9 protein-coding genes are annotated in these 18,439 nt (G+C 59.3%); 8 read left to right on the forward strand and 1 reads right to left on the reverse strand.

Annotation, left to right across the window (positions count from 1 at the left end; translation table 11 throughout):
- Window positions 1-8 precede the first annotated feature (8 nt).
- A complete protein-coding gene (htpG, locus tag L0Y14_RS12615) occupies window positions 9-1,925 on the reverse strand; it encodes a molecular chaperone HtpG (RefSeq protein ID WP_006475363.1) in 1,917 nt (638 codons plus the stop codon).
- 171 nt (window positions 1,926-2,096) lie between these two features.
- Here htpG and L0Y14_RS12620 point away from each other — a divergent pair, with 171 nt between their 5' ends.
- The 8 genes from L0Y14_RS12620 (at window position 2,097) to L0Y14_RS12655 (ending at window position 18,325) form a co-directional block, all read left to right on the forward strand.
- Window positions 2,097-3,731 carry an alpha-D-glucose phosphate-specific phosphoglucomutase gene (locus L0Y14_RS12620; RefSeq protein ID WP_005959018.1) on the forward strand — a complete coding sequence of 545 codons (1,635 nt, stop codon included), beginning with the start codon at window positions 2,097-2,099 and terminating at the stop codon, window positions 3,729-3,731.
- A 116-nt stretch (window positions 3,732-3,847) separates the two neighbouring features.
- Window positions 3,848-5,590, forward strand: coding sequence for a GTPase domain-containing protein (locus L0Y14_RS12625; protein WP_039959594.1), 1,743 nt, complete (start codon window positions 3,848-3,850; stop codon window positions 5,588-5,590).
- The gene (locus L0Y14_RS12630) at window positions 5,587-7,206 is read left to right on the forward strand and encodes a GTPase (protein WP_005959016.1); all 1,620 of its coding nucleotides are present in this window, start codon (window positions 5,587-5,589) and stop codon (window positions 7,204-7,206) included. Before L0Y14_RS12625 ends, L0Y14_RS12630 begins: the two co-directional genes overlap by 4 nt.
- Before the next feature lie 106 nt (window positions 7,207-7,312).
- A complete protein-coding gene (locus L0Y14_RS12635) occupies window positions 7,313-8,398 on the forward strand; it encodes an HD-GYP domain-containing protein (protein WP_005959015.1) in 1,086 nt (361 codons plus the stop codon).
- Window positions 8,399-8,688: 290 nt separating this feature from the next.
- Window positions 8,689-11,577, forward strand: a complete 2,889-nt coding sequence (locus L0Y14_RS12640) for a sensor histidine kinase (protein WP_006475356.1) — start codon at window positions 8,689-8,691, stop codon at window positions 11,575-11,577.
- A 4-nt stretch (window positions 11,578-11,581) separates the two neighbouring features.
- Window positions 11,582-11,977 (forward strand): response regulator, encoded by a 396-nt coding sequence (locus L0Y14_RS12645; RefSeq protein ID WP_005959013.1) that lies wholly within the window; start codon window positions 11,582-11,584, stop codon window positions 11,975-11,977.
- Window positions 11,974-13,575, forward strand: coding sequence for a GAF domain-containing protein (locus L0Y14_RS12650; RefSeq protein ID WP_040819839.1), 1,602 nt, complete (start codon window positions 11,974-11,976; stop codon window positions 13,573-13,575). The genes L0Y14_RS12645 and L0Y14_RS12650 overlap by 4 nt, the downstream gene beginning before the upstream one ends.
- A 52-nt stretch (window positions 13,576-13,627) precedes the next feature.
- Complete coding sequence (locus L0Y14_RS12655) at window positions 13,628-18,325, forward strand: PAS domain S-box protein (RefSeq protein ID WP_006475353.1); 4,698 nt, start codon at window positions 13,628-13,630, stop codon at window positions 18,323-18,325.
- Window positions 18,326-18,439: the final 114 nt, after the last annotated feature.

An 18,439-nucleotide genomic window follows, 5' to 3' on the forward strand; every position in this document is an offset into this window, starting at 1 on the left:
GCAGGCGCTCACTCTCCCGAAAGATTCAACATCAATGTATTGAGCCGCCGCACAAAGGCCGCCGGGTCATCCAGCTGACCACCCTCCGCCAGTTGGGCCTGGTCGAACAAAACCCGGGTCAGGTCGGCGAAGCGATCTTCGTCGGGTTCCTGATCGAGACGTTCCAGCAGGGGGTGTTGCATGTTGAGCTCCATGATCGGTGAGGTGCCGGGCGCGTCCTGGCCAACCGACTTCAGCACCCGCGCCAGATTGGCACTCATGTCGTGCTCCTCCACCACCAGGCAGGCGGGGGAGTCGGTGAGCCGGTGGCTGACGCGCACCTCTTTGACCGTCTCGCCGAGCACCTTTTTGACCCGCTCCAGCAGCCCCTGGTGCTCCTCCGCCGACTTCTCCTGGGCCTCTTTCTCCTCCTTGTCTTCCAGCTCACCCAGATCGAGGGCGCCCTTGGCCACCGACTGCAGCGGCTTGCCGTCGAATTCGGTGAGGCTGGAGACCAGCCACTCGTCGACCCGGTCGGAGAGCAGCAGCACCTCGATGCCCTTCTTCTTCAGCAGCTCTAGATGCGGGCTGAAGCGAGCGGCAGCGGCACTGTCGGCGGTGATGTAGTAGATCTTCTCCTGCCCCTCTTTCATACGCCCGATGTAGTCGGCCAGAGAGACATTCTGGGTGTCGTCATCGTTATGGGTGGAGGCGAAGCGCAGCAGCCCGGCGATCCGCTCCTTGTTACCGAACTCCTCCGCCGGCCCCTCTTTCATCACCTTGCCGAACTGGTCCCAGAAGGTTTGGTACTTCTCGGGCTCATTCTTCGCCATCTTCTCCAGCATGCCGAGTACGCGCTTGACGTTGGCCTGGCGGATGGTGTCGATCTTGCGATTGTGCTGCAGGATCTCACGGGAGACATTGAGCGGCAGGTCATCAGAATCGACCACACCTTTGATGAAACGCAGGTAGCGCGGCATCAGCTTTTCCGCCTCGTCCATGATGAAGACGCGGCGCACGAAGAGTTTTACGCCATGTTTCTGATCCCGGTCCCACATATCGAACGGGGCGCGGCTGGGGATGTAGAGCAGCGCGGAGTATTCGTTGTTGCCCTCGACCCGATTGTGGGCCCAGGCGAGCGGCTCTTCAAAGTCATGGGAGACGTGTTTGTAGAACTCTTTATACTCCTCGTCGCTGATCTCCGACTTGGGCCGCATCCACAGCGCAGTGCCCTTGTTGACCCGCTCAAACTCTGGCTGCTCCGGTTGCTCTTCCCCCGCCTCTGGTTCGCCGAACCGCTGCTTCTCCATCTCCACCGGCATCGCGATATGGTCGGAGAACTTAGAGATAATGGAACGCAGCCGGTAGTCCTCCAGGAACTCCTTCTCATCCTCACGCAGGTGCAGGATCACGTCGGTACCGCGGCTGGGCTTATCCACGTTCTCGATACTGTAGTCACCCTCGCCGGTGGACTCCCAGCGCACCCCATGCTCTTCGGCGAGGCCGGCACGGCGGGTGATCAGGGTCACCTTGTCGGCAACGATAAAGGCAGAGTAGAAGCCGACACCAAACTGACCGATCAGCTCGCTATCCTTGGTCTGATCACCGCTCAACGCCTCAAAAAACTTCTTGGTGCCGGAGCTGGCGATAGTGCCGATGGTCTCGGTCACCTCCTGACGACTCATACCGATACCGTTGTCGGAGATGGTCAGGGTGCCCGCCTCCTTGTCCATCGTCACGCGGATCCGTAGTTCAGGGTCATCCTCAAACAGCGCCTCGTCGGTCAGCGCCTCAAAACGCAGCTTCTCTGCCGCATCAGATGCGTTGGAGACCAGCTCCCGCAGGAAGATCTCCTTATTGCTGTAAAGGGAACGGATCACCAGGTTCAACACCTGACTCACCTCGGCCTGGAACGCCAGGGTCTCCTTCTGGGCTTCAACACTCATGGGGAATATCAACCTCCATCAAATACATACACTTAAAAAATCGCGCGATTTCAGCGAATCGGCCAACAGATGGGGGCGATGTCCCATCTTTTCAAGCAGGGGTTCGATTCCCATCACTCCTGTGCTTGAATAGGCCCGTTCTGCAGTCACCCAACGCACAGAAGAGGTCAAATGGAAATCTCCAGCATCACCAGCCATCCGTTCGACGACCAAAAACCAGGCACCTCGGGCTTGCGCAAGAAGGTCAAAGTATTTCAGGGCCCCAACTACCTGGAAAATTTTGTGCAGTCGATCTTCGACACCCAGGCCGACCTGAAGGGTGGCGTGATGGCGCTGGGTGGTGACGGCCGCTTCTACAACCGCCAGGCGATCCAGATTATCATTCGTCTCGCCGCCGCCAACGGTGTCGCCCGGGTGATTGTCGGCCAGGGCGGCATCCTCTCCACCCCCGCTGCCTCCTGCGTGATCCGCAAATACAAAACCAACGGTGGCATCATCCTCTCCGCCAGCCACAACCCCGGCGGCCCGGATGAGGACTTCGGCATCAAATTCAACACCGCCAACGGCGGCCCTGCTCCCGAGGGGGTCACCGAAGCGATCTTCGAGCGCACCAAGACGATCAGCGAATACCGCATCGTCGAGGCAACAGACATCGACCTGGACCAGCTCGGCATCCAGCAGCTCGGCGACACCAGCATCGAGGTGATCGACCCGGTGGCCGACTACGCCGAACTGATGAAGCAGCTGTTCGACTTCGAACGCATCCACCAGCTGTTCAACTCCGGCTTGTTCCAGATGCGCTTTGACGCCATGCACGCGGTTACCGGTCCCTATGCCAAACGCATCATCGAGGGCATCCTCGGTGCCGAGCCTGGCACCGTGATCAACGGCGAGCCCAAGGAGGACTTCGGTGGCGGTCACCCCGATCCAAACCTGGCCCATGCCAAAGAGATCGTGAAGCTCACCAGCGGCATCAACGCCATCGACTTTGCCGCCGCCTCCGACGGTGACGGCGACCGCAACATGATCCTCGGCCGCAACTTCTTCGTCACCCCTAGCGACAGCCTGGCGGTGATGGCGGCCAACGCCCACCTGATCAAGGGTTACAAAAGCGGCATCAGCGGCGTCGCCCGCTCAATGCCCACCAGCCAGGCCGCCGACCGGGTCGCCGACGCCCTCGGCCTGGAGTGCTACGAGACCCCCACCGGCTGGAAGTTCTTCGGCAACCTGCTCGACGCCCGTAAGATCACCCTGTGCGGCGAGGAGAGCTTCGGCACCGGCTCCGACCATGTGCGCGAGAAAGATGGCTTGTGGGCAGTGCTGTTTTGGCTCAACCTGCTGGCGGTGCGCCAGGAGTCAGTAGAGCAGATCGTGCGCGACCACTGGCGTAAGTTCGGCCGTAATTTCTACACCCGCTACGACTACGAGGCGGTGGACAAGGCCGCCGCCGAGGGGCTGATGGAGCACCTGCGCAGCCGCCTCAGCGCACTGCCCGGCAGCCAGTTCGGCAACTACACAGTCGACTACGCCGACGACTTCGCCTACACCGATCCGGTAGATGGCAGCATCTCGAAAAACCAGGGCATCCGCATCGGCTTCAGCGGTGGCTCACGTATCGTCTACCGCCTCTCCGGCACCGGCACCGTCGGCGCCACCCTGCGCGTATACTTGGAGGCCTACGAGCCCGATCCTGACAAGCACACCCTGGAGACCGCCAAGGTGATGCAGCCGCTGGTACAGATCGCCACCGAACTAGCCGAGATCGAGGCCCGTACCGGCCGCAGCGAACCAACCGTTATCACCTGATCCGATTCGCACTACCCACCCTGTAGGAGCGCTGCTCGCGGCGCGCAAAGATTGGCTCATCACCAATTCGCGCCGCCAGCGGCGCTCCTACGCCGAGATCTAGACAGAGCCGATTGATGAGCGACGAAACGGACACCCTGCTGCACTTTTTAGAACGGCTGCAGCGCCGTGCGGAGGGGTTGGCCGACAGCAATCCAGAGAGCCCCTTCGCCGATCCGCTCAACTTCGCCATCAGCCTGCTGCGGCGCAGCGGCAACCGCCCCACAATTACCGGCCTGCCGCCCCAGCTGGCGGTGATCGGCCCCACCCAGTCGGGCAAGAGCAGTCTGGTGAATCTGCTGCTCGGTCAGAGCGCCGCTGAAGCGAGCCCGCTGGCGGGCTTCACCCAGCATCCGCAGGGCTTCAGCACTACCACGCTGAGCAGCGAGCAGCGCACCGCCATCACCGTCCAGTTCCCCGACTGGCGGCTGGCCAACAACCATCCCCCCGGCGAAGCAGACGACTACTCCCTGTGCCGGCTCGATTCCGGCTCCGGGCAACAAGCCGCCCCGCTGCTGATCTGGGACAGCCCCGACTTCGACTCGGTCAGCGCACGCCACTACCGCCACCGCATCCCCACCCTCTGCGCGATGGCGGATGCGATCCTGCTGGTGGTGAGCCGCGAGAAGTATGCTGATCAGTCAGTATGGCGGCTGCTGCGGCTGATCGCCCCGGTGGGCCTGCCGCTGGTGATCTGCCTCAACAAGACCAGCAACGAGGAGGCCAGGATCCTCACCCAGACCCTGGCAGAGCGGCTGCAGCAGGAGTCGATCACCTATCTCGGTATAGTCGCCCTCCCCTACCTCCCTGAGGGCGAGGCCACCCTCGCCGACACTCCCGAGGCGGAGGCGCTGCGCCGCACGGTGACGGCGGCCATCGAACAGCACACTGGCACCATCCCTCAGGCGCGGCTCGCCGAGCTGCTGCAGCACTACTGGCCGGCCTGGAGCAAACCGCTGCAGGAAGAGCACAGCGCCGCTCAACAATGGGCAACGGCCATCGACAACGGCATCGCCGAGGCGTTGGCGATCTACCAGCGCGACTACCTGGAGCACTCCAACTACGAAGAGACCTTCCAGCGCGCCATCGCCGAGCTGCTGCAGCTGCTGGAGATCCCCGGTCTGGCCCCGGTTTTAAGCCGCGCACGCCACTACCTGAGCTGGCCGGCACGCCAGTTGGGGAAGCTGATCCAGACAGACAAGGGCGACGGCAACGAAACTGGGCATGAGGCCCAGGTGCTGAACGACGCGGTCCGCCACCTGCTGCTCTCGCTACAGCAACAGCTGGGCGAACAGGCCAGCCAGTCCGGCACTCCCAGCAATCTCTGGTGGAGCCAGCTCGGCGTCGCACTGCTACAACAGCAGACAGCCCTCAGCCAACAGGCCGCTGACGCCATCCAGGCCCACCAGCACGCCTTCGAACCGGAGATCCGCCAGGCCGGTGAGCAGCTCTATCAGCATCTGCAACACCACCCCGGCAAGCTGCACAGCCTGCGCGCCACCCGCGCCACCCTGGATGCAGCGGGCATCGCCTTCGCGCTGAAGACCGGCGGTATCGGCATCAGTGACCTGCTATTCGCCCCGGCGATGCTCGCCTTCACCTCCAGCCTGGCGGAGAGCGCCGGCGGCCACTACATGCACACTATCCGTGAGCAGCTCAAGGCCCGCCAGCGGCTGGCAGTGGAGAGCCGGATTTTTGATCAGGCGCTGGGCAAGCAGCTACGGCAACTGGCCCAGCAGATGCCCTGTGAGGGCTTGTTTCAGATCAATGCCGGGGAGCTCGCCCAGGCAACCGACGCACTCAAAAAACTCACCTCATGAGCGACACATTTCAACAACAGTTTCAGGCCCTCAGAGAATGGACAGACAGCGCCAGGCAGAGCGGCTGGATCCCAGCCCAGGCGCAGCAACAACTAGCGCAGATCGAACAGCAGCAGGCAGATGATCTGTTCACCAATAGCCGCGAACGACCGCTGATCGTCGCTTTCTTCGGTGGCACCGGGGTCGGCAAAAGCAGCCTGCTAAACCGGCTGGCGCAGCAGCAGATCGCCCGGGTCGGGGTGCAGCGCCCCACTTCTCAGGAGGTCACCCTCTATCTGCATCAAGACTTCCCGCTGGCACAGCTGCCCGCTGAGCTGCCTCTCGAAGAGACCGTCACCGCCTATCATCAGAACGACCGGCGCAGGCTGGTGGCCTGGCTCGACCTGCCCGATATCGACAGCATCGAGCAGCGTCACCGGGCGCTGGTGGAAGCCTGGCTTCCCTACGTCGATTGGATGGTCTATGTGGTCAGCCCGGATCGCTACCACGACGACCTGGGCTGGCGTTTCCTGCAGCAACGCGGCCAACACCACGCCTGGCTGTTTGTGATCAACCATTGGGATCAGGGCGCACCGCAGCAGCTCGATGACTTCCGCCGGCGGCTGCAGCGCGAAGGCTTCAGCGATCCGGCCATCCTGCGCACCAGCTGCACTGTCACGGCAGGGGAGGATGACTTCCCGCAACTGGAAGCAACCATCAACCGTGCCATCGAAACCTACGGTCTAGAGCTGTTCAAACGCCTGGGCCTGCAGGCGCGGGAGGCGGAACTGCAGGCCTTCGCCGGGCAGATGCGCCAACAGCTCAGTCGCCACGACCTGGCGCAGATCCAGGCCGGCTTCCTTGCCATCAGCCAGCAGCGCCTTGAACAACTCACCCAGGAGATGGCGTTGAGTGCCGAGGCGCTGATCCGCCCGTTGCAGAGCGCCGAACAGCAAGAGCGCTTCTGGCGGCTCGACAGCGCGCCAGCCCCCATCCCCCCAGACCCTGCCGCCTGGCAGTCGGTAATCTGGTCACAACACAATGAGCAGCGCTTCGCCGATCTGCTGCTGGAACTGGAGAACCATGCTGTCCTCCATCAGCTGCCTGTCAGACCGCTCAAACGTCACCTCAAACGGCTGCATGCGGAGCATCAACCACTGCTGCTGGGGCCGATCGAGCGGGCCGCAACTGAGGCGCTGGCCCGCCCCGGCCGCGCCGGGCAACGGCTGCTCTACCGTGGTTTCCGCCTGCTCAGCGGGCTGCTGCCGCTGGCGGCAGCGGCCTGGGCCGGCTATCATGTAGTGGCTGATTTCTATGCCGGCACACGGGGAGAACAGGCCTTCCTCGGTCTCGATTTCGCCATTCATACCACACTGCTGGTGCTGCTCGCCTGGCTGATCCCACAGCTGCTACAGCAACGCACAAAGCCCTCCGCCGCCGCCAGCCTGCGCCGAGCAATTGGACAGACACTGCGGCAAGGCATTGTCGCAATTCAGGCACGCTTCACTACACTCTATGGGGAGCTGGATGAGGAGCAGCAGGCGTTGATTGCCGCTCTGGATGCAATCATCTCGGAGCGGGGGGAACAACCCGGCCAGGCGCCACCCTACATCCAAGCCGGGGAACCGCTGGATTAATCCAACCCTATTCACGGTGACGGCTCTGACTACCACCGCAAACAAGGTGAGTGCAGCAGAGTTGCTCTAGAATTCCCTTGCAGCCGTCTTAAGAAATGGGAAGCCCATGAGCGAAGCAACACTACTCATTGTTGACGATGATCCAACAATTCTGTCGGCAATGAGCAAGGTACTTGAATCCACTTACAGGGTGCGAGCCGCCAACTCCGGGTTGCGGGCGTTGCAGGTAGCCACTACGGACCCACGCCCTGACCTGATACTACTCGACGTACTGATGTCCGGAATGGATGGCTACTCTGTATTGTCACGACTAAAAGAAAATCAGGCCACCCACGATATACCGGTGATTTTTGTCACTGCCATGGAGACGGCGGCAGACGAAGAGAAGGGGCTGAGACTGGGCGCGGTGGATTACATCACCAAGCCCATCAGACCAGCGATCCTGCTGGCCCGAGTCAAAGCCCATCTGATACTGAAGCAGGCCCGTGATTTTCTCCACGATAAGAACGCCTATCTCGAAGCCGAGGTCGCCCGGCGTATGGAAGAAAACCAGGCCATCCAGAACGTGAGCATACGCGCCCTGGCGCATCTGGCGGAAACCCGTGACTCGGAGACCGGCGACCATATCCTCCGCACCCAATCCTATGTCCAGGTCCTGGCGACACAGCTTCAGGATCACCCCCGCTTCAGCGACACCATCACGGATCATTACATCCCGCTGCTGAGCCGATCAGCGCCTTTGCACGACATCGGCAAGGTGGGTATTCCAGATAGCATCCTGCTCAAACCAGGTAAGCTCACAGACGATGAATGGGTGGTCATGAAGACGCACGCGGAGCTTGGCGCGCGGGCCATCGAGCAAGCCGAGAGGGATGTCGATCAGCCGGTGGATTTTTTCACCCTGGCCAAGCAGATCGCCCATTGGCACCACGAGCGCTGGGACGGGAACGGTTACCCGGACGGCCTGGCCGGGGACGCCATTCCCGTCTCGGCCCGGCTCATGGCCCTGGCCGACGTCTTCGACGCCCTTATCTCGAAACGGGTATACAAGCCGCCCATGCCATTCGAAAAAGCCCGAGAGGTCATCGCCGCGGATCGCGGTCGCCAGTTCGATCCAGACGTCACCGATGCCTTCCTGACCAGCTTCGACGAGTTTGTGCATATCGCCCATAAGTACCGGGCTAGGGACTGAGGCAGGGCTCCCGCTATCTGAGGAACAAACAAGGTGAACGCGTGGTTCATGAGCGGGAGCAAGAGGAGAGCATGAACGATAAAACACATGGCGAGAGCAACAGGCCCTCTCCGACCATGCCGACCTCTGAACGATTTTCGGGGGGTGTCTTCGGCAATACGTGGAGCATCATGGCACTGTCCCAGGGTATTGGCTTGCTCGCCTGGGAGGTCGATGCACTAATAGACCATTTCGCTATCAGATAAGCGGGGGTCATCAAGACAAGCATCCGGAGGCTAACGAGCAAAGCTATGGTTGAAAATTCGATAGTTTCCACCGAACTTGCCAAGGATGAATTCCGGCGCCGCTTTCGCGCCGGTCTCATTGCGGCCTGGTTGATCCCGCCAGCGACGGGTGAACTTGGCATGACCTTTTTAGGTTTCTGGGAGTTAGAGGAAGCGGGCTTGAGTCTGATCCGGTTTACCGGGGTTTATATCGCCGTTTTCACGCTCATCGCATTTTTCGTGTTCAAGTACCTGGTCATCGAACCGGTCGTAGCGCTCGGTGATCGTCAGCCTACACTTGTTCCCGCACATACTAGGAGACTGAAGGCGTTTCCCTGGATATTCTGGGGGTTGCTAGGCCTGTACAGCAGTTTTGGGCCCGCTACTGTCTTGTTATCCAATGCCGTCTTTCAAGGCACAGAGTACACCTTAGGACAGTACGTATTTTCGGCATTCGGTGTCATCCCATTCCTTCTAATCGCCGCCTTTCCGCTGTTTTTCTACCTTACCGATCTGCTGGGCCGCTTTCTGGCGCCACGGGGAGTCACGGTGATGGTCGCACCCTTGCGGTTGAAGGTCACAGTGCTCGGCCTGTTCACGCCGGTCATGATCGATACCATATTATTAACGTACTATTTCAACCGGACCGGATTCCTCGCGATCGAAACCATTGTACTCTGGTTTATGCTCGTACTGATCGCTGGAGCCGGCACATGGGTCGCTCTGCGTAGTTTTCATCAGGGAATGCATGCACTAAAGCAGCCCTTAGGCGACGTTTTCGGAGCAGGTATCCCTACTTATCCGGTACCCAGTTCCTTAGACGAATTCGGTTTACTGGCCCGTGGCTGGTCAGATCTATTGAAATCCCGCGACCACGCGGAACGTACCGTCAGAGAACGTGACAAACAACTCCGGGATATCATCGATAACACGGATGCGATCATTTATATCAAGAATAAAGCAGGACGCTATTTAATGACCAACCGGCGTTTTGAGCAGTTGTTCGGTATCGCGAATGACAACACGATCGGCAAGACCGACCATGACATCTTTCCAAAGGAGGTCGCTGATACAATTCATATGAATGACCTTAAAGTAATCCGCGATGAAAAGCCTATGGAAATTCAAGAGATCGCGCCTCATAAAGATGGACCGCATACGTACATCTCACAGAAGTTCCCTTTATATGATGCTGACCAGGCACTCTATGGGATTTGCGGCATCTCAAGCGACATCACCGAGCGCCTACAAGCTGATGAGAAGTTGCGACAGAGCGAGGCGCGGTTGTCAGGAATTATTCAGGTAGCCAATGACGCTATCATTACGGTGGATCACTCGCAGAAGATTATTCTGTTTAATCCCGCTGCCGAGCGGATTTTCGATTATTCTCCAGACGAGGTGCTGGGTCATCCCCTGGATGTGTTGCTGCCGGAAAGGTTTCGTCACAAGCATCAAGAAAACATTAAGCACTTTGAGGATGAAGAGGCACCGGCTCGCCAGATGAACGAGCGTTCCCTGCCATTACTCGGATGCAGAAAAAACGGCGAGGAATTTCCAATTAAGGCTTCCATATCCAAGTTGGATCTAGGCGGTGAAATATTTTTTACCGTCGCCCTGCGCGATATCACTGAGCGTGTAGAGGTCGAAGAAACACGTCGCCGTCAAAATGAAGCCCTAATCATGCTCGACGAGTGGGTAAGTAAGTTGATCCAGCAGGAAGGCCCGGTCGAAGAATTTTATGACCTGGTCAACCAGGGCATCCTGGCACTCGTGAATGCAGACCTGGCCACCTTGCCGCTGCTCGATGAATCCGGAGAATCTTTCACCTACGTGGCTGCGGCAGGGGCCAAAGCGGAGCTATTAAAGGGCAAGACAATGCCGTTACAGGGGGGTGGGCTTTGCGGCTGGGTCGCTGAGCACGGTGAGCCGGTCCACGTACCTAATCTGGCGGACGATTCCCGCGTCATCCCGGAATTCGGCCGGACACTGAACGTCAACACGGGTGTGCTTGCGCCACTCCGACACGAGGACAAGGTCATTGGTGGATTGTCTGCTTTCCGTAACGGTGAGCCCTTTGATGAAGTAGACAAACAGAGCCTTAATCTTTTTGCCCAGCAGGTCTCGACCGCGCTGATTAATCTTCGCCTGAGACTTTCGCTGGAGCAGCGCGTAGCGACGCGTACCCGCGAGTTGGCAGAGGCCAACGAAACATTAATGGAGTTAGATCAACTAAAATCCATGTTCATCGCCTCCATGTCCCATGAACTGCGTACGCCGCTTAACTCGATCATCGGCTTCACGGGTATCATCCTGCAAGGCCTGGCCGGCCCCCTGTCCGAAGAACAGACCAAGCAACTCGGCATGGTGCAGGGCAGCGCCCGTCATCTGCTTGAACTTATCAATGATGTGCTGGATATCTCCAAGATCGAGGTGGGCGAGGTAGAGATCGTGCCGGAGGCTTTTAATATACGCGAAACGATTGAGAAAGCGGCACAAAAGGTGAGCTTGTTGGCCGAGAAGAAGGGACTGTCTCTGACCGTTGAGGTGGCGCCCGAAGCGGGTTGTATTACCAGTGACCGGCGGCGAGTCGAGCAGATTCTGATCAATCTGTTAAACAACGCGGTGAAATTCACCGAGCACGGGGAAGTGGGCATCAAATGTTGCCTCAGCGATGATCGGCTAGTGATCAGTGTGAAGGACACGGGTATCGGCATCAATGCCGAGGACGTGAGCAAAGTGTTCAAAGAGTTCCGCCAACTCGATACCGGGCTGAACCGCAAGCAGGAAGGTACCGGTCTCGGCCTGTCTATCTGCAAGAAACTGACTGCTCTTCTGGGCGGCGACATTCGAGTCGAGAGCAAACCCGACGAGGGGAGTGTGTTCACATTCACACTGCCAATGAAAACAGGGGAATGATCGGATGAAAGCCAGGATACTTGTTATTGAAGACAATGAGCAAAACCTCTACATGGAAACTTTCCTTCTGGAAAAGCATGGATACGAGGTTGTTGGGGCGCGGGATGGACGTGAGGGACTCGAGTTGGCGAGCCGGATTGAGCCGGCGCTGATTGTCCTGGATATCCAGTTGCCGGCCATGGATGGCCATGAGGTCGCCCGGCGGTTCAAACAGCAGCCCGAAACCAGCGATATCCCCATCGTGGCTGTGACCTCCTACGCCATGAACAAAGACCGGGAGCAAATTCTCGCCAGCGGCTGTGAGGGCTATATAGAAAAACCCATCAACCCAGCTTCATTCGCATCAGAATTGGAGCGGTATCTGCCAGCATCAGCAGCACCGAATGGACATGAACCATGAAAAGCGTGCTTATTGTTGATGACCGCGAGGATGACCTCTACATGCTGCGGGTGCTGCTGGAAGGTCATGGCCACGCCGTGGTCTCGGCGTCCAACGGAGAAGATGCCCTGAAGGCCGCCCGTAAGAGCCCGCCGGACATCATAATCTCCGACATCATGATGCCGGTTATGGATGGCTTCCGCCTTTGTTGTGAGTGGATGACAGACGAGCGCCTGCAGAACATTCCCTTCGTCTTCTATTCCGCCACCTATACGGAAACCAAAGATGAGGAATTCGCGTTGAGCCTTGGTGCGGCCCGCTTCATCATCAAGCCTACCGAGCCGGATAAGTTCATGAAGATCATTCAGAGCGTAGTCAGGGATCTGGATGCAGGCAAGATAGAGCTCAGAACGCCGACACTTAGAACTGGCGAGGAGGTGCTAAGGCTCTATGACGAGCGTCTGATCAATAAGCTTGAGAAGAAGACGCTGGCACTGGAAAAAGAGATCACCGAGCGTAAACGAGCGGAAGAAAAGCTACATAAAGCCAACCGACTATACGCCACGTTGAGTCAGGTCAACCAGGCCATTGTAAAGGAGCGGAATAAGCAAAAATTATTTCAGACCATCTGTAATATCGCCATCAAATTCGGCAAGTTCAGATTGGTATGGATAGGATTGCTTGATGAAGAAAACCAATTGGTCGACCCGGTTGCCTTTAGTGGTGAAGGCTCTGATTATCTGCAAAATATTAAAATTTCTCTCACCGACGATTTAACCGGAAAAGGACCTACCGGCAGGTCAATCCGTGAGGGAAAGAGTGTTGTCTTCAATGACCTGGAAACCAACCCCGAATTTGCACCCTGGCGCGAGCGAGCCCTTGAAAAAGGCTACCGCTCATCAGGTGCTTTTCCCATACGATTAGATAACACCGTTATTGGCGCTTTAAATGTTTATGCCGTTGAACCCCATTTCTTTGATGCAGAGGAGATAAATCTGCTCGAAGAGACAGCCCGGGATATCTCCTTCGCGCTGGATAAATTTGAGGAAGAGACAAATCGTAGGCAGGCGATGGAGGCATTGCGGCAAGCCGGTCTGATTATCGAGAACAGTCCGGTAGTGCTCTTTCGATGGAAGGCAGCCGACGGCTGGCCGGTGGAACTGGTCTCCGATAATGTAACCCAGTTTGGCTACACGCCTGAGGAATTGCGCTCTGGCGAGACGCCCTTCGCCTCGATCGTGCATCCCGACGACCGGGAGCGGGTCACGCACAAGATGCAGGACTATTCCGCCAGCGGTATGACCCACTTTCAACAGGAATATCGGATCGTCACACCAGATGGAGATGTTCACTGGATCGACGACCGCACCACGGCAGAGCAGGACGCCGATGGAAACATCACACACTATCAGGGCATTGTCATCGACATCACCGAGCGCAAACTGACCGAGGCCGAACTCGCCGCCCAGCTCGACGAGTTGCGCCGCTGGCACGACGCCACTCTGGGACGCGAGGGGCGTTCGCTGGAGCTGAAGCACGAGGTCAACGCCCTGCTTACCGAACTGGGTCTGCCGCCACGCTATTCCAGCGTGGAGGAAGAAGGGAAGAGCCGTGACTGAGCACGCGTCCGCACCTCCTCCGCATTGTTTGCGCCGGCCCGCGCCTTGGCTGATGCGCACGCTGTTCCTGCCCGCCGTGCTGGTACTAGTGCTGGTGCAGCAAACAGCGCCCGCCTGGGCGGCCGAGTTCCACATCGGCATACTGGCCCATCGCGGCCCGGAGAAGGCCCTAGCCGAGTGGCAGCCCACCGCCGACTACCTGGCCGAACGCCTGCCCCAGCACCGTTTCGTCATCCTGCCCCTGAGCCTGGAGGAGATGCGCCAAGCGGTGATGGACCAACGACTGGACTTCGTGGTCACCAACGGCGCCAACTATGTAGAGCTGGAAGCGCACCACGGCGCGATCCGCACCGCCACCCTGGTCAACTCCGCCGGTGGCGATGCTGGCGCCCACTTCGGCGCGGTGATCTTCACCCGCGCCGACCGATCCGACATCATCCATCTGGCCGATCTCAAGGGCAAGACTTTCATGGCCGTCAGCCCCCAGGCCTGGGGTGGCTGGTTGATGCCCCGGCATGAACTTGAACGCCAGGGTGTGCGGCCTGAGGACTTCGAGGCGCTGCGCTACAGCGGCTACCCCTTCGACCGCCTGGTGCAGTCGGTGCTGAGCGGCGAGGTAGACGCCGGTGCGGTGCGTACCGACACACTGGAGGTCTTGGCCGCCGAAGGCCGGCTGCGTCTTGCCGATGTGCGCGTACTCAACCCGCGCCAGGAGCCAGATTTTCCCTATCTGCTCAGCACACCGCTCTATCCCGAGCACAGCTTCGCCCGCCTGCCCCACGTGGACAATGAGGTGGCGCGTCAGGTTACGGCGCAACTTTTGCTTATGCCAGCCGACAGTCCGGCCGCGCAAACCGCCCGCGTCACCGGCTGGACCACCCCGCTGGACTACCAGCCCATCCACCGCGTGCTGCGAGACCTCAAGGCAGTGCCCTACGAACATTACGGAGAAGTGAGACTGCTGGAGGCCGTACGCCAGCACCGGTGGGTCAGCCTGACTATTGCCCTGTTGCTGCTGGTTTTGGCCGGCTCCACCTACGCCAACAGGTGCCTGGCGCGGCGACTGAGCGATCAGGCCGGAGGCTTGGAGCGGCAGGTACAGGCACGTACCCAGGAACTGGCGGCCAACGAGGAGCGCCTCCGCCTGGTGGTCAATAAGGCACCGGCGGCGGTCTGGGATTGGGATATCGCTGACGATATCACCGAGTGGAGTGGCGCCTTCACCCAGATGTTTGGCTGGCCCAGCGGACGGATCGATGAAAACTCTGAACAGTGGTGGACCAACCGCATCCACCCGGACGACTGTGAGCAGGTGCTTGCCACGATCCGCAATGCCATCGAGCGGGGAGACAGCGGTTTCCACGCCGAGTACCGCTTTCGGACAAAGGATGGTCGCTGGGCCCATACCATCGATTGGGGGGAGATACTACGCGGCGCCAATGGCCAGGCGTACCGGGTAATCGGCGCCATGCTGGATACCAGCGAGCGCAAGCGAGCCGAGGCAGCGCTATACGAGACCCATCGCCGCCTGGAAACGCTGATGGCCAACCTGCCGGGCATGGTCTATCGCTGCCACAACGACCTGGAATGGAGCATGGATTTCGTCAGTGAGGGCTGCCTGGCCCTGACCGGCCACCCGGCGGCCGATCTGCTCGGGAACAAGCGGGTCAGTTACGCCCAACTGATCCACCCAGACGACCGGCAGCGGGTCTGGGATGAGGTACAAGCCGGGTTGGCGGCAGACGGCCGCTTCGAACTTGAATACCGCCTACTTACCGCGGAGGGGAAGGAAAAATGGGCCTGGGAGAGCGGGACGGGAATCTACGGGAAGGGAGGAGAACTGCTGGCCCTGGAGGGCCTGGTCATCGACAACGACGCGCGAAAACGCGCTGAGGAGACCAGCCGGGCCGCCCAGGCGGAAACCGAGCGCCTGCTGATCAAGGCCGACCAGGCGCGGCGCACCTTGCTGAGCGTGCTCGAGGACGAGCGGGAGGCTCAAGCAGCCTTGCGCGAGAGTGAGTTTCTGTTCCGCTCCCAGTTCGACCTGGGTAACTTAGGTATTGCCATCACTTCGCCCGAGAAAGGATGGCTGCGGGTCAACCCCTACCTGTACGATCTGCTGGGCTACAGCGAGGACGAACTGAAGGGGATGACATGGGCTGAGATGACACACCCGGACGACCTGGCTGCCGACAAGGCCCAGTTCAATCGCATGCTGGCTGGCGAGATCGACGACTACGAGCTGGACAAGCGCCTCTATAACAAGGCCGGCAACAGCATTTACACACATCTCACGATGGCCTGCTACCGCGACCACGGCGAAGTGAAGTTCGTCATCGCCACCTTGTTGGACATCACCGAGCGCAAGCAGATAGAGGAACGGCTGTGCAAGCTGGCCCTGGCGGTGGAGCAGAGCCCGGAGAACATCGTCATCACCAATCTTGATGCCGAGATCGAATACGTCAACGAGGCCTTTTTGCGTGTGACCGGTTACAGCCGGGAGGAGGTAATGGGCAAAAATCCGCGCATTCTGCAATCGGGCAAGACCCCGCCCGAGACCTACGCAGCCTTGTGGGATGCGTTGCACAACGGCCGACCCTGGAAGGGCGTGTTACACAACAGACGCAAGGGCGGCGGCGAATACATCGAATTCGCCCACATCGCACCGCTGCGCCAGCCCGACGGCACGATCACCCACTACGTCGCGGTCAAGGAAGACATCACCGAGAAGAAACGTCTGGGCCAAGAACTGGACAAGCACCGCCATCACCTCGAGGAACTGGTAGTGGAACGCACCACGCAGCTAGCCGAGGCACGGCAACGAGCGGAAGCCGCTAACCAGGCCAAAAGCGCCTTCATTGCCAACATGAGCCATGAGATCCGCACCCCGATGAATGCCATCCTTGGGCTCACCCATCTGCTGCAGCGCGCTGTTCCGACGCCTGAGCAATCGGAACGGCTCAACAAGATCGATGCCGCCGCCCGGCATCTGCTCTCCATCATCAATGACATCCTGGACATCTCCAAGATCGAGGCCGGAAAGCTGACCCTGGATCAGTCGGATTTCCACCTGGATGCGATCTTCGATCATATCCAGTCGCTGTTGAGAGAGCAGGCCATAGAGAAGGGATTGACCATCGAAGTGGATCGAAACACAGTGCCGCACTGGCTCCGGGGCGACCCAACCCGCCTTCGCCAAGCCTTACTCAATTACGCCGGCAACGCTGTCAAATTCACCGAGCGGGGAACGATCTTTATGCGTGCAAAGAAGCTGGAAGAACGAGGTGATGAGATCCTGGTGCGGTTCGAGGTGCAGGACACGGGCATCGGCATCGAGCCTGACAAGCTGTCCGGTCTGTTCGAAGCCTTTGAACAGGTCGATGCCTCCACCACGCGTAGATACGGCGGCACCGGCCTAGGTTTGGCCATCACCCGGCACCTGGCACGGCTGATGGGCGGCGAGGTGGGGGCACAGAGTGAACCGGGCCGGGGCAGTACCTTCTGGTTCACCGCCAGGCTTAGCCGTGGCCACGGCATCCAGCCGACTGCACCTTGCACCGAGGTGGTGGCGGACGCCGAGACGGCACTACGCACCTATCATGCTGGTTCGCGCATCTTGCTGGTCGAGGACAATGCCATTAACCGCGAAGTGGCGATGGAGTTGCTGAGTGGCGCGGGGTTGGCCGTGGATACGGCGGAAAATGGCCGGGAAGCAGTGACAATGGTTCGCGCCACCGCTTATGACCTGGTTCTGATGGACATCCAGATGCCGGAGATGGATGGCCGAGAGGCGACACGCGTAATCCGCTCCATGGCCAGCAAAGCGGCGCTCCCTATCCTGGCGATGACCGCCAATGTCTTCGAAGAAGATCGCCAGGCCTGCCTGGAGGCCGGCATGAACGATTTCATCGCCAAACCGGTCGATCCAGAAAGCCTCTTCTCGACCATCGCCAAATGGCTGCCAAAGCGTGTAATGACGGGGTCGGAGTCAAATTATGCCGGGAAATCGAATGCAAACATTCAAGCTTTAAATAATTTGACTCCGCCCCCTTATGAAACAGCCCCATCCACTCCCGTCACGGCAGAGGATACTGTCTTGCGCGCGCAGCTTGCGGCTATCGAAGGGCTGGACGCGCAGACAGGACTGCGCAACCTACGTGGCGACGCAACGGCTTATCTGCGCCTGCTACGCCAGCTTGACACTACCCATGGTGAAGACATGCGCAAGCTGAGCGGACACTTCGCGGACGGGAAGATCGACGAAGCACGGCATCTGGCTCATACCCTCAAAGGTGCAGCAGGCACCTTGAGCCTGACACATCTGCAGGAAACCGCCAGGGCGCTGGAAGAGTATTTGCACAGCCTTAAAGGTAAGGGAGGCGGTGAAGAGGCTACCCGGCTCATGAATGCCGTCATGATTGACCAAACTAATCTCCACGATGCACTGGCCCACATAGCGGAGCAGATGGATCAAGAGCCATCGGCCGAGGCGAATCCTGTGGAGGCACAGAAAATACTGGAGCGACTCAGCTCGTTATTGTCGATTGACGATACGACTGCCAACAGATTGTTCTCAGAATCCGAAGCACTATTGAAGAACACGTTCGGATCGGGAGTAGAGCAGTTCGGGCAGCAGATAGCGGCTTTCGATTATCCGGCAGCTCTGGCGATCCTCAAATCCATCTCCAACTCCCCTGCCCTCATCCAAAAGCGACAGCCAGCAAAAGGCACGGACCAAGATGCCCGGTAAAGCTCAGGCTGCAGCTTGGGATGGAGATCCGCACATCCCCACACTAGCACGTCCCAAAAGGTGCGCGCTTGGCCTCGCTCAAACCTGCCCGAAACCACCACAACACAGGAGAGG

It is taken from the genome of Candidatus Endoriftia persephonae (assembly GCF_023733635.1).
Taxonomy (GTDB): domain Bacteria; phylum Pseudomonadota; class Gammaproteobacteria; order Chromatiales; family Chromatiaceae; genus Endoriftia; species Endoriftia persephonae.